Annotated in this window: 24 protein-coding genes; 18 read left to right on the top strand and 6 right to left on the bottom strand. The window is 70.0% G+C overall.

The window, feature by feature from the left end; all coding sequences use genetic code 11:
* Positions 1-6 precede the first annotated feature (6 nt).
* On the bottom strand, positions 7-2,829 hold the full coding sequence (locus ACZ7OU_RS11060; protein ID WP_470254955.1) for a sacsin N-terminal ATP-binding-like domain-containing protein: 2,823 nt from the start codon (positions 2,827-2,829) through the stop codon (positions 7-9).
* Complete coding sequence (locus ACZ7OU_RS11055; protein ID WP_470254954.1) at positions 2,807-4,639, bottom strand: DUF3027 domain-containing protein; 1,833 nt, start codon at positions 4,637-4,639, stop codon at positions 2,807-2,809. Before ACZ7OU_RS11055 ends, ACZ7OU_RS11060 begins: the two co-directional genes overlap by 23 nt.
* Before the next feature lie 50 nt (positions 4,640-4,689).
* Between ACZ7OU_RS11055 and ACZ7OU_RS11050 the strand changes: the two genes are divergently transcribed.
* From ACZ7OU_RS11050 to ACZ7OU_RS11040, 3 genes are read left to right on the top strand one after another with little or no spacing between them, the layout of a single operon-like run.
* Positions 4,690-5,457 carry a glutaminyl-peptide cyclotransferase gene (locus tag ACZ7OU_RS11050; protein WP_470254953.1) on the top strand — a complete coding sequence of 256 codons (768 nt, stop codon included), beginning with the start codon at positions 4,690-4,692 and terminating at the stop codon, positions 5,455-5,457.
* 50 nt (positions 5,458-5,507) lie between these two features.
* On the top strand, positions 5,508-7,409 hold the full coding sequence (locus ACZ7OU_RS11045; protein ID WP_470242108.1) for an MFS transporter: 1,902 nt from the start codon (positions 5,508-5,510) through the stop codon (positions 7,407-7,409).
* 11 nt (positions 7,410-7,420) lie between these two features.
* Positions 7,421-7,897 carry a DUF2771 family protein gene (locus tag ACZ7OU_RS11040; RefSeq protein WP_470254952.1) on the top strand — a complete coding sequence of 159 codons (477 nt, stop codon included), beginning with the start codon at positions 7,421-7,423 and terminating at the stop codon, positions 7,895-7,897.
* Here ACZ7OU_RS11040 and ACZ7OU_RS11035 read toward each other — a convergent pair.
* The gene (locus ACZ7OU_RS11035) at positions 7,894-8,283 is read right to left on the bottom strand and encodes a cold-shock protein (RefSeq protein ID WP_470242440.1); all 390 of its coding nucleotides are present in this window, start codon (positions 8,281-8,283) and stop codon (positions 7,894-7,896) included. The genes ACZ7OU_RS11040 and ACZ7OU_RS11035 overlap by 4 nt on opposite strands.
* Before the next feature lie 234 nt (positions 8,284-8,517).
* Here ACZ7OU_RS11035 and ACZ7OU_RS11030 point away from each other — a divergent pair, with 234 nt between their 5' ends.
* On the top strand, positions 8,518-8,760 hold the full coding sequence (locus ACZ7OU_RS11030) for a hypothetical protein (protein ID WP_470254951.1): 243 nt from the start codon (positions 8,518-8,520) through the stop codon (positions 8,758-8,760).
* On the opposite strand, the gene ACZ7OU_RS11025 is transcribed toward ACZ7OU_RS11030, so the two are convergent.
* Positions 8,757-9,374: an HAD family hydrolase gene (locus ACZ7OU_RS11025; RefSeq protein WP_470254950.1), complete on the bottom strand. Its 618-nt coding sequence runs from the start codon at positions 9,372-9,374 to the stop codon at positions 8,757-8,759. The genes ACZ7OU_RS11030 and ACZ7OU_RS11025 overlap by 4 nt on opposite strands.
* A 95-nt stretch (positions 9,375-9,469) precedes the next feature.
* Between ACZ7OU_RS11025 and ACZ7OU_RS11020 the strand changes: the two genes are divergently transcribed.
* Entirely contained in the window at positions 9,470-10,069 is a 600-nt protein-coding gene (locus tag ACZ7OU_RS11020; protein ID WP_470254949.1) for a TetR/AcrR family transcriptional regulator, read from the top strand.
* A complete protein-coding gene (locus ACZ7OU_RS11015; RefSeq protein WP_470242113.1) occupies positions 10,066-11,034 on the top strand; it encodes a R2-like ligand-binding oxidase in 969 nt (322 codons plus the stop codon). The genes ACZ7OU_RS11020 and ACZ7OU_RS11015 overlap by 4 nt, the downstream gene beginning before the upstream one ends.
* Before the next feature lie 42 nt (positions 11,035-11,076).
* On the opposite strand, the gene ACZ7OU_RS11010 is transcribed toward ACZ7OU_RS11015, so the two are convergent.
* Positions 11,077-12,735: an AMP-binding protein gene (locus tag ACZ7OU_RS11010; RefSeq protein ID WP_470254948.1), complete on the bottom strand. Its 1,659-nt coding sequence runs from the start codon at positions 12,733-12,735 to the stop codon at positions 11,077-11,079.
* Positions 12,736-12,841: 106 nt separating this feature from the next.
* Between ACZ7OU_RS11010 and ACZ7OU_RS11005 the strand changes: the two genes are divergently transcribed.
* From ACZ7OU_RS11005 to ACZ7OU_RS10950, 12 genes are all read left to right on the top strand, one after another.
* Positions 12,842-13,747, top strand: a complete 906-nt coding sequence (locus ACZ7OU_RS11005; protein ID WP_470254947.1) for an SMP-30/gluconolactonase/LRE family protein — start codon at positions 12,842-12,844, stop codon at positions 13,745-13,747.
* Positions 13,748-13,784: 37 nt separating this feature from the next.
* Positions 13,785-15,401, top strand: coding sequence for an AAA family ATPase (locus tag ACZ7OU_RS11000; RefSeq protein ID WP_470254946.1), 1,617 nt, complete (start codon positions 13,785-13,787; stop codon positions 15,399-15,401).
* Positions 15,398-15,613: a DUF2997 domain-containing protein gene (locus ACZ7OU_RS10995; protein ID WP_470242117.1), complete on the top strand. Its 216-nt coding sequence runs from the start codon at positions 15,398-15,400 to the stop codon at positions 15,611-15,613. The genes ACZ7OU_RS11000 and ACZ7OU_RS10995 overlap by 4 nt, the downstream gene beginning before the upstream one ends.
* A complete protein-coding gene (locus tag ACZ7OU_RS10990; protein WP_470254945.1) occupies positions 15,601-16,176 on the top strand; it encodes a 4Fe-4S single cluster domain-containing protein in 576 nt (191 codons plus the stop codon). Before ACZ7OU_RS10995 ends, ACZ7OU_RS10990 begins: the two co-directional genes overlap by 13 nt.
* Entirely contained in the window at positions 16,173-16,610 is a 438-nt protein-coding gene (locus ACZ7OU_RS10985; RefSeq protein WP_470254944.1) for a hypothetical protein, read from the top strand. The genes ACZ7OU_RS10990 and ACZ7OU_RS10985 overlap by 4 nt, the downstream gene beginning before the upstream one ends.
* Positions 16,607-17,830: a hypothetical protein gene (locus tag ACZ7OU_RS10980; protein ID WP_470254943.1), complete on the top strand. Its 1,224-nt coding sequence runs from the start codon at positions 16,607-16,609 to the stop codon at positions 17,828-17,830. The genes ACZ7OU_RS10985 and ACZ7OU_RS10980 overlap by 4 nt, the downstream gene beginning before the upstream one ends.
* Before the next feature lie 33 nt (positions 17,831-17,863).
* A complete protein-coding gene (locus ACZ7OU_RS10975) occupies positions 17,864-18,553 on the top strand; it encodes an ESX secretion-associated protein EspG (protein WP_470254942.1) in 690 nt (229 codons plus the stop codon).
* 44 nt (positions 18,554-18,597) lie between these two features.
* A complete protein-coding gene (locus ACZ7OU_RS10970; protein WP_470254941.1) occupies positions 18,598-19,119 on the top strand; it encodes a hypothetical protein in 522 nt (173 codons plus the stop codon).
* Positions 19,119-19,670 carry a DUF3558 family protein gene (locus ACZ7OU_RS10965; RefSeq protein ID WP_470254940.1) on the top strand — a complete coding sequence of 184 codons (552 nt, stop codon included), beginning with the start codon at positions 19,119-19,121 and terminating at the stop codon, positions 19,668-19,670. Before ACZ7OU_RS10970 ends, ACZ7OU_RS10965 begins: the two co-directional genes overlap by 1 nt.
* A 14-nt stretch (positions 19,671-19,684) precedes the next feature.
* On the top strand, positions 19,685-21,097 hold the full coding sequence (locus tag ACZ7OU_RS10960) for a hypothetical protein (protein WP_470254939.1): 1,413 nt from the start codon (positions 19,685-19,687) through the stop codon (positions 21,095-21,097).
* Between the two features lie 65 nt (positions 21,098-21,162).
* Complete coding sequence (locus tag ACZ7OU_RS10955; protein ID WP_470254938.1) at positions 21,163-21,912, top strand: PhzF family phenazine biosynthesis protein; 750 nt, start codon at positions 21,163-21,165, stop codon at positions 21,910-21,912.
* A complete protein-coding gene (locus ACZ7OU_RS10950; RefSeq protein ID WP_470254937.1) occupies positions 21,912-22,286 on the top strand; it encodes a YccF domain-containing protein in 375 nt (124 codons plus the stop codon). The genes ACZ7OU_RS10955 and ACZ7OU_RS10950 overlap by 1 nt, the downstream gene beginning before the upstream one ends.
* Here the strand turns inward: ACZ7OU_RS10950 and ACZ7OU_RS10945 are convergent.
* Positions 22,283-23,083, bottom strand: a complete 801-nt coding sequence (locus tag ACZ7OU_RS10945) for a metallophosphoesterase (RefSeq protein ID WP_470254936.1) — start codon at positions 23,081-23,083, stop codon at positions 22,283-22,285. The genes ACZ7OU_RS10950 and ACZ7OU_RS10945 overlap by 4 nt on opposite strands.
* Between the last annotated feature and the right edge of the window lie 8 nt (positions 23,084-23,091).

Raw genomic sequence — 23,091 nt, 5'->3', positions numbered from 1 at the left:
TCGCGCTTACGCCAGCAGCGTCCGCGGTGACGGGTCGTCGAGCAGCGCGGTGATGAGGTGCCGGTCGGGCCAGCGCTCGGCCGCCCAGGCGAACGCGCGAGCCAAGCCCTCGGACGTGTCGGCCGCGTGCAGCCGGCCGTCGGACCACCACTGGACGTCGTGGTCACCGCCCTGGATCGACACGGTCAGCGGGTCGTGCACCAGGACGCCCCCCGCGGGCAGCCGGATGCCGAGCTGATCGGCGACGAGCTTCAGCGCGGGCAGCTCGGCCCAGGGCGCGTACTCGCCTTCGCTGGTCACCGCGGCTTCTTCGGTACTGGCCAGCGGAAGGTCGAGCAGGTCCGCGAGGCGTTCCGGCTCCTCGGGCGCGACGACGTACTGGTCGGGCTCCAGGGCGCCGGCGACCCAGGGCACGTCGAGAACCAGCGCGCCGTCCACAACGGACCCATCGGCGGCCCGGACCGCTTCCGGCGGCCGGGGTCCGAACCCGGACTCGACGACGGCGTCGTAAGCGCGGGTGGCCAGTCCGGTCGAGATCGTCCGATCCGGATCGGCGAGCCGCTTCAGGACGTCCTCGGCTTCGTCCACACTGGACAGCGTCAGGTCGGTCCGCACCCCGGCGGTCTTGAGCAGATCCTCACTCAGGCCGAGCTCGGGAACCTCGTCGTAAAGCCCGGCGAGGTCGGCGCCGGGCAGGCGCCACTCGCTCGGGGCGAGCCCGCCGAGCACGGCGTACTGCGCGATCCACCAGGCCGCGTGCCCGTTCGGCACACGCAGGGCGTGCAACGTTTCCGGACGCGCGGCGAGCAGCTTGAGCGCGGCGGGCCAGGCGTCATCGCCGACGAGATCGAGGTCCCGAATGGCGACGAGCGTCGACGGCGGCGCGGGGAGCGAGTCCCACCAGGCTTCCTCGTCCGGCAGGTCGTGGTCGGGTTCGTGCGGCTCGTCGTCGGTGATCACCGCGAACGAGTCGAGGACACCGGCGGCCTTGAGCGTGTCATCAGGCCAGTCTTCGGCGAAGTCCTCGTCGAGAACGTCGAGCGCACCGTCCTCGTCGAAGACTTCTTCATCGAAGACGTCCAGCAGCGGCGACGCCGGAAGCACGAGCTCGTCGGCCCGCCGCCAGGTGTCGGTGGCGGGCAGGGCGAGGGCCCCGACCCACCGCGGGGCGTCGTCCCCGCAGTCGGCGACCAGCCGGAGGACGGCGCCCGCGAGCGTCGTACCGTCCAATCCAGACTTGACGTCTTCGACACTGCGTTCGACGGCATCTCGCAGCTGGTCGGCGTTGAGCAGCTCACGAGCGTCGGCTTGCTTGGCACCCAAGCGTTCCAGCAACGGGTGCGACGCGGCGGGGTGCACCAGCCGCAGCCCCGGAATGTCCACATCGGACAGAAGTTCGAGCAGTTCAGCCGAACCCTCGACGAGCAGGCAACCCCGCGCACCGGGCAGCGTCCGGCCGTCGGAAAGAGGAACCGGCAGCCCGTCCAGCCGTTCACTCGCGAGAGCGTGCGACTCGACAGCCCGGCCGAGCGCCGCGTAGACGTCGTGCCACCAGCTCGGTTCCCTGGCGACGCCGGTCAGTGTCTCGAGCACTTCTTCGATGCTGATGACTTGCACGGCAACGGCTTTCAGCACACTGGCCGGCGCGGCGCCCTTGAGCAGCCCGGGAACGACGTCGGCGATCAGCTCGGGCAAACCGGGGACATCGACGTCGAGCACCTTGGCCTGCCGCCCGGCGACCTCCCCGCCGTCCTGAGTGGACAGCCAAGGCTCGGCACTGAGGCTGGCAAGCACTTCGTCGCGCAGCTTCGCGTCCACAGTGGACTTGGGAAATCCCGGCACAGGAACCAGCGCGAACCGCTGTTCCGCCGGCAGCAACCTGACCAGCTGGACGTACTCTGCGGCGGCGTTCTCGAGGGCTTTGTTCAGCTCAGCCCCCGGCAAAGCCCGGCGGCGCGAAGGCTCTACAGGCAAGGAGGCGAGCAGCCTGGCGGGCAGCGAGAGCCCGTCGTCGGTTGGGGTAGGTGCGTGCAGAACGTCTTCCTCAAGCGGCTTCGGGACACCCTCGGAGTCGACCGGCACCGCCCAGACGACGTCACCACGATGAGTCAGCCACCGGGTTTCCTTTTGCGGACCCCGGATATCGACGAAGTCGCCGTCGGACGTTCGCGTCCAAACGCGACCGTCCACATCGGCCTCGGCCAGCCACGGCAGAGCGAGAAGCAGGTCCCCGATGTCGTCACCGAGCTGATCGAGAAGAGCCCGTCCATCGACGTCATCCCGGAGCGGCAGCCGCACTTCGGTGTCGAAGCCAGCCGGCGGGCTTGTTTCGACCGGCCAAGGCAGCCGCAGGACGGGAACGTCACCGTCGATGTCGGCGGCAGCGCGGGTTTCCTGGGCGGAGAAGGCGACGCCACCGGTCGTGGAGACGACGCTGGGGGCGTCGGAAACGGTGCGAACGGCGGCGAATCCGACACCGAAGCGCCCGACGGTGTCCCCGGTCTTGCCGGACGCCCGCAGCGAGGCAAGGGAAGCAACGCCACGAGCGTCAAGCGGAGCGCCGGTGTTGGCGAACCTGAGTTCCCGGTCCACAAGGGACACCCGAACCCGCCCAGGCCGCCCGGCGGCCATGGCGGCATCGGCGGCATTCTGGGCAAGCTCGACGAAGAGCCGATCCCGATAAGCACCAACGCGCAGGTCTTGCTCGACGTTGGTGTCCTCGAGAAGCCGAGTGGGCGAGTCCTGCCAGGCACGCAGGGTGGAGTCCCGAAGCCGCGCGGTGCCGAAGGGATCGGCCCCGTGCGGCTCAGAGGCGCCGCTGCTCACCATCGGCCCGCACATCGTCGACGGGGGCGGTCTCGGTGACCACATTGTCGGCGAGAGCAGCGGCAGGCAACTCATCGACCGGCGCGGCGTCCCGGCTCGCAGAAACCTCGTCCTGAGCGGCCTCCGCCTCGCCGGACTCGGCGGCCTCAACCGCATCGGTGACCTCAGCCTGAGCGGGCTCGGCTTCGACAGGAGCCACCTCGGCAACCAGCGGCTCGGCGGCAGCGGCTTGCTCGGTCTCGGGAACCGTCGCGTCGGTCGGCGGGGAGTCCACCGCACCGGTAGCTACATCAACCACCCCGGCGGGCTCGGCTTCCGCCGCCTCACCTTCGGTCGCAACCGGCTCGGCGACCACATCAGCAGTCTCAGCCGACCCAGACTCGGCCGCGGCCTGCACTGGTTCGGTCTGCGCCGGGCCCGCCTCGGCATCGGCCGCAACCGGCTCGACAACGGCACTCTGCTCAACGGCTTCGGCCTCAGCCGCCACCGGCTCGGCAACCACGCCGGCCACCTCGGGCTCAGCCACGACCGGCTCGGCAGACTGCCCCTGCGCCGAGCCAGGCTCGGTCGCAACCGCTTCGGCGATCACACCAGCCGCATCGACCTGCGCCGATCCGGCATCAGCCGCCTCCGGCTCCGCAGCCACACCGGCAGCCTCAGCCTGCGCCGGCTCGGAACCAGCCCTAACCGGCTCCGCCACCACACTCTGCTCAGCCGCTTCGGCCTCAGCGGCGACCGGCTCGGCAACCACGCCGGCAGCCTCAGCCTGCGCCGCATCGGCTGCAACCGGCTCAGCGACCGCACTCTGCTCAGCCGCCTCAGGCTCAGTCACCACTGGCTCCGCGACCACGTCGGCAGACTCAACCACCGCCGGCTCGGCAACCACGCCGGCCGCCTCAACCACCGCCGGCTCGGCAACCGCACCAGCCGCCTCAGACCCAGCCGCCGCCACGTCAGCCACCGCTGCCTCGGCGACCGCCGGCTCCACCTCCGCCGGCGACACGTCCGCCTCCGCGACCGCCGTCTCCGGCTCCGCCGCCGCGACCTCCGCCACCTCCGAAGGCGTGAAGTCCAACAGCGAATCGTCGTACACCAGCTCCGCCACCGGGATCGACGACGTCACCTCGACCTCGACCTCCGAGTGCGCTCCGCACCCGTACTCCACGTCCACCACGTGGCCGTCCGCCGGGGAGATGTCGTTGCTGCACACTCCGAACACTCCGCGCAGCGAGCCCGCCAACGGTACGAAGAACCCGCACGTCCCGCACACGTCCGGCGCGCTGCGCGCCATGTCCGAGCGGGGGCCGAACTCGCCGCCGTGCCAGCGGGCCGCCGCGTCCGTGCGACCGAAACGGGACAGCACGTGGACCCTTCCCAGGCCCACGTCGCGGGAGACCTCCTCCACCGCCGGGTCGTCCGACTGCAAGTACGCCGGGGCCAGGCGGGGGTCGTTCTCGTCCGTCGGGAAGATGTCGCCGACGCCCAGGTCGCCCGCGCGCACCCGGCGCTCCCACGGCACCCACGCCGGCGCGACCAGCGCCGACGGGCCCGGTACCAACACCACTTCGCTGACCGTCACCGGCTCGTCGTCGCCCGCCAAGGCGACCGTCACGCACCAGCGCCAGCCGCGGTGGCCGGGTACCTGGGCCTCGAACAGGTGACTCGCCGTGACCGCGTCCTCACGGGAAACACCCACATGAGCGCCGATCTGCTCCCCGGGCGTTTCGTCGAGCACTGCCGCGCGCGCGAACTCCACCGCATCGGCGAGCTTGCGCTGCACGGAACCGTCATCGAGGGTCAGCAGCAGCGTCATGCGGCCAATTGTGCCGCACGCATCCTCGGCGCCCGTGCCAGGCTGTTCATGTGCGCACGCCGATCATCACCACGCTGCTGGTGGCCGCCGCGCTGGGCGGCTGCGCCAGTGCCCCCGGCCAGGAGACGAGCCCCGAACAGCTGACCGTCGACGTGGTCTCGACCCTGCCGCACGACCCCGCCGCCTTCACCGAAGGCCTCGAGTTCGCCGGCGACACCCTCTACGAGAGCACCGGCCTCGAAGGGCGGTCGACGCTCACCGCGGGCCCGGCCGGCGGGCCGCCGAAAACCACAGCCACCCTCCCCGCACCTCTCTTCGGCGAAGGCGTCACCGTCCTCGGCCCGACGCTCTGGCAGCTCACCTGGCAGGACGGCTTCGCCATCGAACGCGACTCGACGACCCTCGCCGAGCTGCGCCGGGTCAAGTACGACGGCGAAGGCTGGGGGCTCTGCCACCAGGCCGACGGCCGGCTGGTCATGAGTAACGGCTCGTCCCGGCTGACCTTCCGCGACCCGAAGACCTTCGCCGTCACCGGCGGCGTCGACGTCGGGCGCGATCAGCTCAACGAACTCGAGTGCGTCGGCGGCGACGTCTACGCAAACGTTTGGCACACCGACACCATCCTGCGCATCGATGCCGCCACCGGACACGTCACCGGAACGATCGACGCAGGTCAGCTGCGCGCGCAGCTGAACATAACCGGCGCAGAAGACGTGCTCAACGGTATCGCCGCCGTGCCCGGGACGGACGAGTTCCTCCTCACCGGCAAGCAGTGGCAGGTCACGTTCCGGGTGAGGTTCGTCCCGAGAAACGCGTAAAGCACGGATGAGCAGGCGGAACCGACCCCCGGTAAGGCAGGATTGAGAACGTGGCACTCTTCGGCTCCCGCTCCGACGGCTCCGGCTCGCAGCCGCGCGGCCGGAAGTCGAAGCGACGCTGGACGCCGGAGCCGGGCGCCGCGCAGGCCAAGCCGTGGCGGGAGGCCGCCGCCCCCACCCGGGCCGAGCACACCCGCGTCGAGCACCGGAGCGCGCCGCCACCGACCCGCGTCGAACGGCCCGTCCCGCCGCCTCCGCCTCCCCCGCGCGGCGGTTACTACGGCGACCCCGTGCCGAACGCGAACGAAGCCCCGACCGCCGCCGCGCCGATGGGACAGCGGCCGCCGCCGCCTCCGCGCGGCGCCCGGCCGTACGACCCGAACCGCACCGAGCCGGTGCGCCGCGAGCAGCCCGGCTTCTACCAGGGCGAACGCCGTCCCGGCAGCGGTGAGTACGAGCACTACGACACCGGCGGCTACGCGGGCGAACCGCGGCCGCCCGAGCCGGAGCCCCTGCCGCCGCGGGAGGAACCGCTGACCCCGGGCGGCACGCCGAAGCTGCCGAAGAAGATCACCGTCACGCGGGTCGCGGCGATGCGCAGCCGGCAGCTGACCGGCCAGGCCGTCGGCGCCTTCCAGCGCGCGACGAAGGCCGACGGCGCCGAGAAGTCGGGCCTCACCTCGCTGACCTACGCCGTGATGCTGAACTACGCCAGCGACGCGGCCATGGCGATCGCGCTGGCCAACACCCTGTTCTTCGCCGCCACCAGCGGCGAGAGCAAGGGCAAGGTCGCGCTCTACCTGCTGATCACGATCGCGCCGTTCGCGCTGGTCGCGCCGGTGATCGGGCCTGCGCTCGACAAGGTGCAGCGGGGCCGGCGGCTGGCGATGTGCGCGTCCTCGATCGGCCAGGGGCTGATGGCCGTCGTGATGGCGCTGCACTTCGACGACTGGCTGCTCTACCCCGCCGCGCTCGGCATGATGGTGCTCTCGAAGTCGTTCACCGTGCTCAAGGCCGCGGTGACGCCCCGGGTGCTGCCCTCGGAGATCACGCTCTCCAAGACCAACGCCCGGCTGACGACGTTCGGCCTGGTGGCCGCGGGCGCGTTCGGCGCGGTGGCCAGCGGCATCAACGCGATCTCCGGCTCGGCCGGCGCACTGTGGTTCACGGCGCTGATCTGCGTCGCGGCCGCCGTGCAGTCGATGCGGATCCCGGCCTGGGTCGAGGCGACCGAGGGCGAGGTGCCGACGTCGCTCTCGGCGCACCCGACGGAGAAGAAGCGGCGCCAGCCGATGGGCCGCCAGATCGTCGTCGCGCTGTGGGGCAACGGCTCGGTGCGCGTGCTCACCGGCTTCCTCATGATGTTCGCCGCGTTCGCGGTGAAGGCCCAGACCGAAGGCAGCGGGCAGACGCCGTTCATGCAGCTGCTGCTGCTCGGCGTGATCGGCGCCGCGGCGGGGGCCGGCGGGTTCCTCGGCAACGCGCTGGGCTCGCGCCTGCACTTCGGCAACCCCGACCAGGTGATCGTCGGGTGCGTGGCGGGCTGTGTGCTGGCCGCGCTGGTCGCGACGATCCTGCCCGGCCTGGCCACGGCCGCGATCGTCGGGCTGGTCGGCGCGACGGCCAGCGCGCTGGCGAAGATCAGCCTCGACGCCGTCATCCAGACCGACCTGCCCGAGGAGTCGCGCGCGTCGGCGTTCGGCCGCTCGGAAACCGTGCTGCAGCTGGCCTGGTGCATGGGCGGCGCGGTCGGCCTGCTGCTGCCGCCGACGTACTGGATCGGCTTCCTCGTGATCACCGTGCTGCTGGCGGTCGGGACGACCCAGACGTACCTGGTGCGCCGCGGCGGCTCGCTCGTGCCGGGCCTCGGCGGCGACCGGCCGCTGCGCCCCGAGCCGACCGGCAGCTTCCCGGCCCAGGGCCTGCCCAGGGACCGGTCGGCCCGCCGGTAGGCTCTGCGCACATGCGACGTTCCCGGGTGGTGGCCCTGCTTGCGGCCGGTGGGTTCGCGGTGGCCGGGTGCTCGGCGCCCGGCCCGGCCGAGGTCACCTTCTACGCCGACGGCCACACGATCAACACCGCGCCGGTGCTCTCGTGCGACTACTCCCAGCAGCTCGCGCAGCCGTGCAGCGCCAAGGGCGACACGCAGACGCTGAAGGTCCGCCCGGGCAAGCCCGTGCAGATCTCGGTACCCGGCGAGGTCGCGGACGCGCCGTGGCAGATCGTCTACGAGTACGTCACCCCGCAGGGCGAGTACAAGCAGAGCGACCCGATCCCGTTCACGTCACTGGACCGCTACGCCTACACCGTCACGCCGCCGACGCCCGCCGACCGCATCTCGGCGGTCGACGTGCAGAAGTACACGGCCGTGCTGAACGCGGGCACCGGCGAGTCGGGCCTGCTGCCCAGTGCCGTGTGGGGCCTGCGGCTCGAGGCCTAGGGGTCGATGTCCCTGGCCACCGCGCGCATGATCTCGCCGATCTGCTTGGTGTGCTTGCGGTCCGGGTAGCGGTTGCGCCGCAGGTCCGGCTGCACCTTCAGCTCGAGCAGCTTGATCATGTCCTCGATCAGGCCGTGCAGCTCCTCGGCCGGACGACGGCGCGCCTCGACGACGGACGGCGGCGCGTCGAGCAGCCGGACGGAGAGCGCCTGCGGCCCGCGCCGGCCGTCGGCGACGCCGAACTCGAGCCGCTGCCCGGCCTTGAGCCCCTCGACGCCCTGCGGCAGCGCGGCCTTGCGAATGTAGACGTCGGCGCCACCGTCATCCTGCGTGACGAACCCGAAGCCCTTCTCCGCGTCGTACCACTTGACCTTGCCGGTCGGCACTTCCCTCACCAATCCTTCTGCTGTCCCGCTCACGACGAACGCGCCCGGGGGCGTACCCAGGGCGCGCTCCTGAAAGGGTATCTCGCCACCTGCCCTGGGGAGAAGTCGATACTCTGCCGTTCGGTACCGATCCGACTTCAGCCACGGCCGATGGCGCTCGCACCAGCGGTTTCTTACCGCTGAGGGGTCGGCCTGCTTCCGGTCGGATCGATACCGGCGGATACGCTCTGGTTCATGAAGACCGCGACGAAGGAGGCAGGCGTGGCCGCCCCCGGCAAACCGTTCCTGATGCGCCTCGGCATCGGCTTGTTCGGCATCGGCATGCTGGCCGTGCTCGCCGTGTTCATCATGTTCGCCGCCGGTCTGGAGAACCTGCCGATCTGGCTGTCCGTCGCCGCCGGCGTCATCACCCCGCTGGGGCTGCTGCTCGGCCTGCTCGCGCTGGTCTTCGAGGCCAGGGCCAAGAAAACGGACTAGGGCACCCCCGCGAAGGTCCGCTCGAACCAGTCCGGGAACTCCGTCAGCGAGTCGAACACCACTTCGGCGCCCTCGCTCAGCAGGAGCGTGCGATCGCACGGACCCGTCGTGACGCCGACCGCGATCGCCTTGGCGGCCAGCGCGCCGCGGATGTCGCCGGCGTGATCTCCGACATACACGCGCGCGTCGTGCGCGAGAAGCGCTTCGGCCTTCTGTGTCGACCACAGCTCGCCGACGACCTCGTCGACGTCCAGGCCGAGCGCGTCGACGTGCAGCTGCGCGTTGGGCCCGTACTTGCCGGTGACGACGAGCGTGCGCCCGCCCGCCGCCCGGACTGCCCGCAGCGACTCGACCGCGCCCGGCAGCGCGACCGTGCTCGGCACGACCATGTCCGGGTACAGCGCGCGGAACCGGTCGACGAGGCCGGGGATGCGTTCCTCAGGCGCCTCGAAGCCGCGCAGGATGTCGTCGAGCGGCGGGCCGAGGTTGGCCGCGAACGCGTCGCCGTCCAGCGGCAGGCCGGATTCGGCACCGAGCGCGTTCATCGCCGCGGCCATGCCCGGCCGCGCGTCGATCAGTGTCATGTCGAGGTCGAACCCCACCGTTATGCCCACGCTCGACACGTTAGCCGCCACCACCGACAGATTTACACATCAACCGATCATGTACAGCGTCTTGACAGCGGATCGAACTATGTCAAGGTAAGGGTGTGACCAGCTTCACTGACCGGACGAAGGCGTCCCTCCGGGAAGCCCTGCTCGACGCCGCCGCGGACCTCCTGCCCGAGGCCGGCTACGCGGGGCTGCGGATGGCCGACGTGGCGGCCAAAGCCGGGGTGAGCAGGCAGACCGTCTACAACGAGTTCGGCAACAAGGCGGCGCTGACCCAGGCGGTGGCGCTGCGCACCGCGTCGGAGTTCCTCGACGGGATCCGGCAGCGGTTCGAAACGGCGGACGGGCTCCTGGCGGGCATCCACCACGCCGTCGTCTACACGATCGAGCACGCGCGGGAGAACCGCCTGGTCGCGGCGGCGCTCGGCACCGAAGCCGGCGAGGACCTGCTGCCGCTGCTCACGACCAAGGGCGAGCCGATCCTCAGCGCGGCCGCCGAACTGGCCGCCGAGCAGTACCGGGAGTTCGAACCGGGCCTCTCGGCCGAATCCGCGGCGCTGCTCGCGGAGACCGTGGTGCGGCTTTCCCTGTCGCACCTGGTGCTTCCCACGCACTCGGCGACCGAGGCCGCCGACTCCGTCACCGCCGTGCTCGAACCCACCATCCGCCAATTCGTCCACAATGGAGTGAAACGATGACCGACACCCTCTCCGAGCTGCGGACCGGCTTCTCCTCGCTGCGCAAGGGCGGCCTGAACTGGGACTCGTTCCCGCTGCGCCTGTTCGCCAAGGGCAACAAGAAGTTCTGGAACCCGGCCGACATCGACTTCAGCCGCGAACGCGAAGGCTGGGACAGCCTCAACGACGAGCAGAAACGCAGCACGACGTACCTGGTCGCGCAGTTCATCGCCGGCGAAGAGGCCGTCACCGAGGACATCCAGCCGTTCATGCGGGCGATGTCGGCGACCGGCCGCTTCGGCGACGAGATGTACCTGACGCAGTTCTGCTTCGAGGAAGCCAAGCACACGGAAGTGTTCCGGCGCTGGATGGACGCGGTCGGGCTGACCGAGGACCTCCACCCGTACGTCGCCGAGAACCCGCACTACCGCAAGCTGTTCTACGAAGAACTACCGCAGTCGCTGCGGGCGCTGGAGGACGATCCCAGCCCGCTCAACCAGATCCGCGCGAGCGTGACGTACAACCACGTGATCGAAGGCAGCCTCGCGCTGACGGGCTACTACTCGTGGCAGCTGATCTGCACGCAGAACGACATCCTGCCGGGCATGCAGGAGCTGGTCCGCCGCATCGGCGACGACGAGCGCCGCCACATGGCGTGGGGGACGTTCACGTGCCGCCGCCACGTCGCCGCGGACGACTCGCTGTGGGACGCCGTCCAGCAGCGGATGGGCGAGCTGCTGCCGCACGCGCTCAGCATGATCCAGTGGGTGCAGGACCAGTTCGAAGAGGTCCCCTTCGACAACGACCCGGAGGAGATCATCCAGTACGCGGCGGACCGCGCCCAGCGCCGCCTGGGCGCCATCGAGTCGGCCCGCGGGATGCCGGTGGAGCAGATCGACCTGGACTACTCGCCGGAGCACCTCGAGGACACGTTCGGCGAGGAAGACGCGAAGGCGATCGCCGAGGCGGCGGCGGCCGTTTCCTGACGACCGGCCGGTGGGGGCCGGCTTCGTGGCCCCCACCCGCCGTCACGCGTGCTTGGTCGAGGCCGCCTTCTCCAGTCCCAGCAGGGAAATCGACTTCTCGCGCATCTCGACCTTGCGGACCTTGCCGGTCACCGTCATCGGGAACTCCTCGACGACGTGCACGTACCGCGGGACCTTGTAACGCGCCAGCTTGCCTTCGCAGAACTCACGCACCTTCTCCGCGGTCAACGGCGTCGCGCCCTCGCGCATCCGGACCCACGCCATCAGCTCTTCGCCGTACTTCTCGTCCGGGACGCCGATGACCTGCGCGTCCAGGATGTCCGGGTGCGTGTAGAGGAACTCCTCGATCTCACGCGGGTACAGGTTTTCGCCGCCGCGGATGACCATGTCCTTGATGCGGCCGGTGATGTTGACGTACCCGTCGGCGTCCATCACCGCGAGGTCGCCGGTGTGCATCCAGCGGGCCGCGTCGATCGCCTCGGCCGTCTTGTCCGGCTGCTCCCAGTACCCGAGCATCACCGAATACCCGCGCGTGCACAGCTCACCCGGCACGCCGCGTGGCACGGTCAGCCCGGTCTCCGGGTCGACGACCTTGCTCTCCAGGTGCGGGCCGACCCGTCCGACCGTCGAGACGCGGCGCTCGATCGAGTCGTCCGAACGCGTCTGCGTCGACACCGGCGACGTCTCGGTCATGCCGTAGCAGATCGACACCTCGCTCATGCCCATCCGGTCGATGACCTGCTTCATCACCTCGACCGGGCACGGCGAGCCCGCCATGATCCCGGTCCGCAGCGACGACAGGTCGAAGCTCGCGAAGTCCGGGTGGTTCAGCTCGGCGATGAACATGGTCGGCACGCCGTAGAGCGACGTGCACTGCTCCTCGGCGACGGCTTCCAGCGTGGCGCGAGGGTCGAACGCGGGCGCCGGGATGACCATGCAGGAGCCGTGGCTGGTGCACGCGAGGTTGCCCATCACCATGCCGAAGCAGTGGTAGAAGGGCACCGGGATGCACACCTTGTCCTGCTCGGTGTAGTTGCAGAGCTCGCCGACGAAGTAGCCGTTGTTCAGGATGTTGTGGTGGCTGAGCGTGGCGCCCTTGGGGAAGCCGGTCGTGCCCGAGGTGTACTGGATGTTGATCGGGTCGTCGGCGGAGAGGGCGGCCTGCTTCTCGGCCAAGGACGCCGGGTCGCCCTGCCAGCCGGCGTCCACCAGCGCCTGCCAGCTCTCGCCGCCGAGGATCACGACGTGGTCCAGCGCGGCGCACTTCTCGCGCACCTCCTCGACCATCGCGGGGTAGTCGGAGGTCTTGAACTTGTCGGAGGCGACGAGCAGTTTCACCCCGGCCTGGTTGAGCACGTACTCCAGCTCGTGCGACCGGTAGGCGGGGTTGATGTTGACGAGGATCGCGCCGATCTTCGCCGTGGCGTACTGGAGGAACGTCCATTCCGCCCGGTTCGGCGACCAGATCCCGACCCGGTCGCCCTTCCCGATGCCCTGCGCGACGAGACCCAGCGCCAGCGCGTTCACCTCGGCGGCCAGCTCCCGGTAGGTCCACCGGCGGCCGGCGGTCCGGTCGACCAGGGCATCCCGCTCCCCGAACGCGGCCACCGTCCGATCGAAGTTGTCACCGATGGTGTCCCCGAGCAGCGGAACCTCGGAAATCCCCGAGGCGTAGCTCGGCAGGGCGGGCGCGTCAGGCATGGTGCCTCCTGAAGTCGGCTGTGACTGCCGCCGAGTCTAAGAACCGCGGCACCCGGGAGCCAGTTCGGTGGGAAGATGCCCGGCAGCGACGACTGGGGAGGAACCGATGCGAAGAATCCTGGCTCTGCCCGCGGCGACCCTGCTGCTCACGCTGGCGGTGGCCGCGCCGGCGTCGGCGGCGACGCGGGTGATCGTGCTGCCCGGCGCCGCCTCCGCCGAGGGCATCACCGCCGCCGGTGGCGGCACCTACTACACCGGCGACCTCGTCGCCGGCACCATCTTCCGCGAGGACCTCAAGCGAGGAACCGCCGAGCGTTTCATCGAGGCGCCGCCCGGGGCGACGGCGGCCGGGGTGGACCTGGACCGGCGCCACGACCTGCTGTTCGTCGCCGGCGGGAACGGCGGCAAGGCCTACGTCTACAACGTCCGCACCAAGGCGAAGGTCGCGGACTTCACCTTCGGCGACCCGCAGACGTCGTACGTCAACGACGTGGTGGTGACCCCGTACGGCGCCTGGTTCACCGACTCCTACCACCCGCAGCTGTTCTTCGTGCCGGACCTGGGCGGCCGGCTCGGCACGCCGCGCACCCTGCCGCTGAGCGGACCCGGGGCCGGCGGTTCCCCCGGCGACTTCTTCATGAACGACATCATCGCGACGCCGTCCGGCGACACCCTGCTCGTGGCCGCCACGACGCCCAGCAAGGTGTACAAGATCGACCCGCGCACCGGAGTCAGCACGGAGATCGCGGGGGTCACCGCACCCAGCGTCGTCAGCCTGGTGCTGGAAGGGCACCGGCTCTGGGCGGTGCAGCTCGACGACAAGATCACCCGGTGGCGCCTCGACGGCGACCTGAGCCACGGCACCGCGGCCGGCACGATCACCGACCCGCTGTTCGACCAGCCGGTCTCGGCGATCAAGGTCGGCAACCGGCTCGCGGTCGTCAACTCCCACATCTTCAGCGGCTACCCGCCCACCAGCCCCACCTACGAGGTCCTCGTCGTCGGCGCGTGAGTTGGTAGTGTCCGAACGGACTTCGAGGGGGCGACCGATGGCCGGATTCCGCGACGAGCTGACCCAGTTGCTGCAGGCGCGCTACCCGCTGCTGGTCGTCGAAACGCACGAAGAGCAGCGGGTGCTGCGGGAGATCCGCGCCGTCGCCGAAGACCAGCAACGGCTCCGCACGCCGCGCCGCGTGTACGTCTGGTCGTCCACCACCGGGCTCGCTCCCGCCGGCGGCCCGCCGATCAGCGACACCCGCGCCGCGTCGGCCGCGCTGGAACGCGTCTACGGCTGGGGTGAGCCCGCAGTCTTCGTCTTCGCCGACCTGCACCCGCAGCTCGTCTCCGAGGGCGGGCACCGGCCCGATCCCGAGGTCGTGCGCCGGTTGCGGGAGCTCGCCGCCGCGTTCAAGACCCGGCCCGTGCCGCTCAGCCTGATCCTCGTGTCGCCGTCGCTGCCCGTGCCGCCGGAGCTGGAGCACGACGCCACCGTCGTCGACTTCCCGCTCCCCGACCGGCGTCAGATCGGCGAGCTGCTCGACGGCATGGTCGCCGCGCACCGGCAGAACGTCCGGATCAGCATCGACCGCGACGACCGGGACATGATCGTCACCGCCGCGCGCGGCCTCACGCTGCCCGAGGCCGAGAACGCGTTCGCCAGGGCGCTCGTCGAAGGCGGCGGCCTCGACCCCAGCGACCTCGAGCTGATCCTCGCCGAGAAGCGCCAGGCCGTCCGCCGGTCCGGGATGCTCGACATCGTTCCCGCGGAGACGAGCTTCGACGCCGTCGGCGGCCTCGACCGGCTCAAGCGGTGGCTGACCAAGCGCACCGGCACCTGGACGCCCGCGGCGTCGGCGTACAACCTCGCCGCACCGAAGGGCCTGCTGCTCACCGGCGTCCCCGGCTGCGGCAAGAGCCTGTCCGCGGTGTGCGTCGCGAACATGTGGCGGCTGCCGCTGCTGCGGCTGGACCTGGGGCGCGTCTTCGCCGGGCTCGTGGGTTCGAGCGAGAAGAACATCCGCACGGTCATCCGCACCGCGGAGGGCATCGCGCCGTGCGTGCTGTGGGTCGACGAGATCGAGAAGGGCCTCGCGGGCGCGGGCGGCGGTGGCGACGGCGGCACCGCGCGCCGCGTGTTCGGCACGTTCCTGTCGTGGATGCAGGAGAAGACCGCGCCGGTGTTCGTGATGGCCACCGCGAACCAGGTCGGCTCGCTGCCGCCGGAGTTCCTGCGCAAGGGCCGCTTCGACGAGATCTTCTTCGTCGACCTGCCGTCGGGGCCCGAGCGCGTCGCGATCTGGCGGATTCACCTGCGCCGGCGCGTCACCGACGACTTCGTGGCGAGCGAGCTGCGGATGGACGACGCGCTGTTCACCGAGCTCGCCGACGTCAGCGCGGGCTACAGCGGCGCCGAGATCGAGCAGGCCGTGCTGGCCGGCCTGGTCGACGCGTTCGCCGAGAAGCGGCCTCTGCGCCGCGACGACCTCGTGCGCGCGGTGAAGTCCACCGTGCCGCTGTCGGTCACCCAGGCCGACGAAATCCTGGCCATCCGGAACTGGGCCGAGACCCGGGCCGTCGCGGCGACGGACACTTCCGACGACGTCGTCGAGGCTCCCGTCGCACCACCGCCGCCGGAGTCCCCGAGGGGAAGGACGATCGACGTATGACGCACCGCGTGACCGTCACCATCGGCAAGGACGGCTCGATCAGCGCCGAGACGCACGGCGTGACCGGGTCCAAATGCCTCGACTACATCCCCATGCTGGAGGACCTGCTCGGCGCGGAGACCGTGACGTCGGAGTTCACCGAGGACTACCGGCGGACGTCGGCTTCCGACGAGAACACCGCGTCGCAGCAGCAGTCGCAATGGAACTCCTGAACCTCCACCGGATCGTCGACGTCACCGCGGCCGAGGGCCCGGGACTGCGGTGCGCGGTGTGGACGCAGGGCTGTTCGGTGCTCTGCCCCGGCTGTTTCAACCCGCAGACGTGGACGACCCGCGGCGGCACTCTCCTGCCGTGGCCGGACCTGGTTTCGCGCGTCCTCGCGATTTCCGGGATCGAGGGCGTCACGCTGCTCGGCGGCGAGCCGTTCGACCAGCCGGAGCCGCTGGGGCTCTTCGCGGCCGCTGTGCGCGCGGAAGGGCTCTCGGTGATGACGTTCACCGGGCACGTTCTCGAGGACCTGCCGCCGTCGAAGCTCCTGGACTCAACGGATCTGCTGGTGGACGGGCCTTTCCTGGCCGACCGGCCGGAGCCGTCACGGCCGTGGGTCGGGTCGGTGAACCAGCGGTTCCACTTCCTCACCGACCGCTACGACGAGTCGATCTTCACCACCCCGAACCGCCTGGAACTGACGATCGCCCCGGACGGCGCGATCGAGCTGAACGGGTTCGCCACCACCGAAGTACTCGAAGCGCTGCTCGAAGGGGATCACCGATGAGTGTCACGCTCAAGCTGCGCAGTGAGGCGCTGGCCCAGCTCAACGCCGCCACCATCGCGGCACACACGCAGGCCGGCGTGGTCACCGTGCGGACCCGGATGCGCCACCGCGACCTCTTGGCCCGCGCGCTGACCGGGCTGCGCGCGCAGGTCACCGACGACGGCAACTCCGTCGTCGCCGCGTGGGAAGGACGGCGGATCACGTTCGTCTACGGCCCCGACGGCGTCCAGATGGCGCACGTCGACGGCCCAGGGCTCGCCGAAGCCGAAGCCCAGCGGCTCGTGCTGTCGGTCGATGAGGCGTACGCCGCGCAGGTGCAGCAGGCGGTACTCGCGCGGCTGAAGCAGCGGGCGGCGTCGAACGGGATGGTCGTCGAGTCCGAGCGCATCAACGCCGACCAGTCGATCAGCGTCACGCTGGCCGCCACGTCGTGACCGAGGTCAGGGTCGGGCTGATCGAGTTCGGCAAGGCGCTCAACGACTCCGTCACCCTGCCCGGCCTCGGCGAGCTGCCCGGCGGCCAGGTGAGTCTCGGGCGCGCGGTCCGTGGCGCCCGCGCGCGGCTGAAGCGCGCCGACCGGATCCTGGCGGACAACCTGCGCCTCGGGATCATGGTGCGCAAGAAGTTCTTCTCGAGCGACGTCGAGCCGGTGACCGACGCCGGGTTCCTCAAGGACGTGTTCGTCGCGGTGGGGCGGCACGACCTCGTGAAGGGCGACGCGCTGGAGCTGTACACCGATGACACCGTCGGGCCCGACTTGAGCCGTCAGGAGGGTCTGGCGCAGGTGGTCGCGCCGGCGTACGACCAGCTCACCGGGTTCCACGTGCAGGTGCACGTTCGCGAGGGCGTGCTGCGCTTCGGGGCGTTGACGGCGCTGTCGCGCGGCGGCCAGCCGATGCGGGTGCTCGGGTTGTTCGGTCCCGCGGGCTCCGTCGAAGAGCTGCCGGCCGGGCAGCGGGGCACGGTGCTGCTCGGCTTCCAGTGCGACGTGCCGCCGATGGCGGGCGACGCGCTGACGGCGTTCCACGAGCCTTCGCACGACCATTTGGAGCTGCGAGAAGGCGTCGCGGTCGTGCACGGCCTGAACGACCTCGGCAACGGTTCGGTGGTGGCCGCGGTCGAGATCCCGGAGGGGCGCGGCGCGGTGTTCACGGTGGGCACGCGGGCGCGGGTGCTGCGGCCGGCGGGGACGACGTTCAACGAGCAGAGCACGGTCATCGCGTCGGATCTGCGGATCCTTTCGCTGGCCCGGGACGGGGTGGCGGTGCGGACGAACGGCGGGGTGCGGGCGTTCACCGTCGGGCTGGCGTTCCGGGACCTGCGGCAGAACGACGTCATCGAGGCGTACGTGCCGGCCGATGTGGCTCCGCTGGCGCCGCCGCCTGCTGCTCCGGTGGCCTTGGCGGACTTGGCGGGCCTGGCGGACTTGGTGGACGTCAACGCGGCTTCCGGGCCGGAGCTGGCGCGGCTGCTCTCGCCGGAGCAGGTGGCCAAGGCGCTGGAGCTGCGTCAGCGGCAGGGCGGGTTCCCGGACGTGGAGGCGTTCGGCGTCGCGATCGGGTTGCAGCCACACGAAATCGTCCGCTTGCGCAAACGGGCGACGGCCGGCCGGGTGGTGTTGCGCGAGACGGGTGTGCGGCAGCTCGACATCTGAGCGCGGGGTGGCCGTTCCGCTACGCTCGGGGACGTGCCGGAGGAATTTTCACTGGGCCTGGCTGAGGTCGACGCGGCGGTCCGGCGTACCGGTCTTCCGGCGAACTGGCACCCCTTCGAGATCCGCAGCCCCGGCCGCACTTTGTCGGAGAACGAGCGCATCGCGGCGGCGTCGTGGGAGTCGATGCGGGCGCGGGGCTTGGCGGGTCCGGACAAACTGGACATCGAGGTCGAGCAGACGCTCCGGGCGTGGACCCAGCCGGACGTGCTGATCATCGTCCGCGCGGTGGAGGAGGGCCGCCAGGTGTTCTACCGCGCGGCCATCGGCCACGGCCTGGGGGTGTTTTCGGAGCTGGTGGGCGAAGAGATCCTGTTCGCGCAGTCCCGCCCGGACCGGCTGGCGGACCTGGTGGTCGGCATGCTCCCGGCGTACCGCCCGGTCCCGCTGGCGGAGCTGAGCTTCATCGAGCCGGGCACCCGCCGCGACGCGGACGCGGCGACGGAGTTCTCATCCTGGCCCCTGCACCGGTACGGGACGTTCGAGCTGTCGGTCCGCAGCGCATCCTTGCACCCGGTGGGAACGGTGACATTCGTCGACAACGCGGGCGGCCGGTTCCTGATGTTCAGCGAGTCCCTACCCGGCGGCCAAACCCGCGTGACGTTCACCCCATCGGATGGTTCTCACCTGCGAACGTGGCTCCTGGAGCGTGGCCGGAACCACTGACGCGGCCGGTTCGTCACTAGTACAGTGCGGAGGGACCACGCAGGGTGGTGCCGGACGACGGGGAGGGCATCATGGGCGGATCACAATTCGGCGCGCCGGGCTCGTTCACGCCCCCGGCCGGTGAGGGTGACGCGGGGTCGAACTTCCTCTCGGGGCTGCTTGCCGGTCCGGTGAACGACCAAGCCGCCCAGCAGGTCGGCGAAGGTGGCCGCCATCTGAAGTCTCTCGCGGAGAACGGCCAGTTCGCGGTGAATGAGGAAGGTTTCCAGGCGTACATCAAAGCCTGTGACTTCTTCATCGATGGTTTCAGCGACATGCTCACCAACGTCTACAAACTGGCGAATCCGGCTCAGATGGGCGGCAGCAACTACGCCAAAGCTGTCGCCGGCTTCAACGTGCAGGTCGCCAACGGCGACCCGGAGTCGCTGATACCCAACCTCGAAAAGATGCGAGACGGTGTCGAGCAGGCTCGCGAGGCCATGGTGATCGCGCGCAAGAACTACCGCGAGACCGAGGATGCGCACAGCATGACGTTTGCCAAGTTGAACGAGGGGCTGCAGGAGTAGTGATCGCACGACGCGTTCCAGTCGCGTTCGCCACCCTGGCCCTGGGTCTCGGCCTCACCGCCTGCACGAGCCAGGTCGGCGGACAGGCGAACCCGAGTTCGCAGGTTTCCGCCACGAACAGCACACCGGCTGATTCGGGCGATCCCTTCGCGGGTCTGAGCCCTTGCACGATTCTCGATCAGGCCCTTGCCGCGCAAGGCTTTCCCCAAGCCGAGAAGACGGTCGCGGACCCGGATCACGGCTGCCACGCCAAGAAACCCAGGTCCGGCGACATCCCCGCCGTGGATGTCGGCCTGTTCCTCCAGGCCGGCGGAAACTACAAGGACAACGTCAACAATCCGGCCAAGGCCAGCGAAGGGAAGGTCAACGAGCGCCCGGCGATCGAGGAGCAGGAACCCTTGAACGTCAAGGGCCAATGTGCCGTCCGGTTCCAGGTGCGGGACTCGCGGGCCCTGATGTCGCTCACCTTCGGATCGGATACCGCCGGCGCCTGCCAGCAGATCGAAGCCCTCGCTCCGAAAGTCGAGCCTCTGCTGCCGAAGAACAACTGATACGGAGTCCAGCCATGAGTCAGCCACACCGGGCGCAGCACCGCCAGTCCGAGGGTGACTACTACGCGGCCACCGAGCAGAAGCTTCAAGGCCACGGAGCCGACGCACAGGGAACAACCCAGAAAGCGGCGTCGGACTATTCGGTTGCCCAGGGAAAGCTCCTGCAAGAAGGGCAAACCCTGCGCGCGGGGGCTCCAGCGCCTGACGAGAACTACGCGAACCAGCCACACGAAGTGCTGTACGACATGGTCCACAAGAACATGAACCTCGAGGACCTCAACGACCGCAGCAGGGTCGCCAACACCTACGGCAACTGGCTTGCCGACGCATCGAACCAGTTCCGTGACGCCGCCACGGCGGCAGGCGGATCGTGGCAGGGGCCGGCGGCAGACCAGGCGAATGGTTTTTTCCAGAGCACCGCGGGCCACACCGAACAAACCGGCAACGCGATGCAGCTGGCGTCGAACCACTACTCCCAGCAATCCGCGGCCGCCCATTACGCCAAAACAAACATGCCCGAGCCCACCGGCTTCAACCAGCAAGCCGAGCTCGACAAAGCCAAGCAGCAGTACAACTCCGGCGATCTCATCGGCATGAGCGGCACCATGGCCGGCATCCAGGCCAAGCAACAACAAGCCGACGCCGCGCACCAGCAGGCCGTTCAAGTTCTGCAGAACCTCGACGGCACCTACCACGAGACCGCCAGCTCCCAGCCCACCTACGCGCCGCCGCCGCAGCTGGGTGGGGGGAACGACTCCACCTCCGTCTCCGGCTTCCACGGCACCAGCAGCACCTCCTTCACCGGCACCCCCACCGTCGGCGGTACCGGCCCCGGCGGCACGAGCGGGAGCTTCGTCCCCGGGGGAACCAGTGGCGGCATCACTCCGCCCGGCGTGACACCACCGGGCACCACGCCGCCGAACTTCGTGCAGCCCGGGGTCACCAGTGGCACCGGGAACTTCGGTGGTGGCGGCAACCCCGGCCTCCGCGGCGGTCCCGCTCCGAGCGCCTTCCCCAGGATGACCCCGGACGGCCTCGCCATGCCCGGAACGGCCGGCGGCGGCACCAGTGGCAGCGGCGACATCACCCGTGGCAAGTCCGGCGTCGGACGGGCCGGGAGCGGGTTCGCCGGATCACGCGTCTCCGGGGGTGGCTACACCGGTGGCCCGAAGGAAATCGCCGGTGAGAATGCCAAGACCGGTGGGAAAGCGCCCGGTGAGCGGCTCGAACGCGGGGCCACCGCCGCCGCGGCCGCGAAGGGCAAAGGTGGAACCTCAGCGGGTGGGGCCGGCGCGGCCGGCAAGAAGAAGGAAGACGACAAAGAGCACAAGAACAAGTACACCGTCGACGAGGATGTCTTCGACCTCAAGCCCGAGCGCGGGCCGGACGGGGAAAAGATCGTCAAGCCCACCATCGGGGAGTCGTAAGGGACAACCCCTGAATCTCCCTGATAAAAGATCAACATACCCAGGTCACGGGCTACATTGGGAGCATGCGCTTCTTCGTCGTCGACGCCTTCACCGACCGGGCCTTCGCCGGCAACTCCGCCGGGGTCGTCCTCCTGGACGAACCCGCCGACCCCGCCTGGATGCAAGCCGTCGCCGCTGAGATGAAGCACGCCGAGACCGCCTTCGTCGTCACCACCGCGGCCGGCCCCAAGTCGCTTCGCTGGTTCACCCCCGCGGTCGAGGTCGCCCTGTGCGGGCACGCCACCGTCGCCGTCACGCACGTCCTCGGCGGCGAGCAGACCTACACCACCAAAAGCGGCGAGCTGCGCGCCAAGGCCGACGGCGGCTGGGTCGAGCTGGACTTCCCCTCGGATCCACCAACACCGACCGACGACGATCTGTCCGAGATCCTCCCGGGGGTCGAGATCGAGTACGTCGGACGCGGCGTCGAGAACCTCTTCGCCGTCCTCAAAGACGCCGAAACGGTCAAAAACCTCGAACCCGACCTCGCGAAGCTCAAGGCGACCTGGACCGGACGCCTGCTGGTCACCGCGCGAGGCGACGACTACGTCAGCCGATTCTTCGCCCCCGGCGTCGGCATCGACGAAGACCCGGTCACCGGCTCGGCGCACTGCATCCTGTCGCCCTACTGGTCCGAAAAACTCCAGAAAACAGAACTGACCGGACACCAGATCTCCGCACGCGGCGGGATCGTCCGGACCCGTCAGGACGGCGACCGCGTCCACCTCGCCGGCCAGGCCGTCACCATCGTGAGTGGGGAGCTGCACGTCTGATGCGCACGCTGCTGAACATCATCTGGCTCGTCCTGTGCGGCTTCTGGATGGCACTGGGCTACCTGCTCGCGGGCGTGATCTGCTGCGTCCTGATCGTCACGATCCCGTTCGGGCTCGCGTCGTTCCGGATCGCGCACTACGCGCTCTGGCCGTTCGGCCGGACGGTGATCGAACGCCGCGACGCCGGTGCCGCGTCCTTCATCGGCAACGTCATCTGGTTCCTCTTCGCCGGGCTCTGGCTGTCCATCGGCCACGTCTTCACCGGCATCGCGCTGTGCATCACGATCATCGGCATCCCGCTGGGCGTGGCGAACTTCAAGATGATCCCGGTGTCCCTGATGCCGCTCGGCAAGGAGATCGTCGAGATCCCCTAGGACTCCGGCTCGTACGGCAGCTCGACCACCAGGCACGGCCCGCCGACGAACAACCCGCCGTCGACGCCCAGTGCCTTGCCGCCCGCGTACAGGAACGGACCCTCGATCTGCGTCGGGTGGATCCCGAGCTGGTCGGCGATGACGCTGTGCCCGTGCACGATCCGGGACCCGCCCAGCGCGTCCATCAGCTTCTGGGCGTTCTCCTCGCCGTCCGGGCCGCGGAACGCGTAGCGCGTCGTCATGCGGCGCCACACGTCCCACCACGCCTCGATGTCCGAGCCGGTCAGGATCTCGGCCGCCGCCTCGTTGATCTCGGTGACCGTCGACCCCCAGTCGAGGTACTCCAGCGTGTCGGAGTGCAGCAGCAGGTGATCGGCCGCCACCGCCGCCAGCGGGCGGGCCGCCAGCCACTCGATGTGCTCGGGCGTCAGCCGGTCCTGGTCCGACAGGAGACCGCCGTTGATCTCCCAGCTGCGGGCGAAGCTGCGCGGGCCGAAGTCCGACGGCACCGGCTCGTCGCCGAAGTGGTACATCCCCAGTGCCAGGATCTCGTGGTTGCCCAGCAGCGTCTGCACCTGGCCGCCGGCCTCGGCGGCCTGCTCCTCCAGCCGCATGACCAGGTCGATCGCGCCGACGCCGTCCGGGCCGCGGTCGACGAAGTCACCGAGGAACCACAGCTGGTCTTCTTCCCCCGACCAGTTGTCTTCGTCGTCGACCAGGCCTTCGGCGCGTAGTGCGTCGGCCAGTTCGTCACGGTGGCCGTGCACGTCGCCCACTACGTACGTGGACTTGCTCATCCGGTGAC

This window comes from Amycolatopsis sp. NPDC114505 (assembly GCF_055633615.1).
The sequence above is the reverse complement of the archived record's forward strand: the minus strand, read 5'-3'. Positions and strand labels throughout refer to the sequence as shown.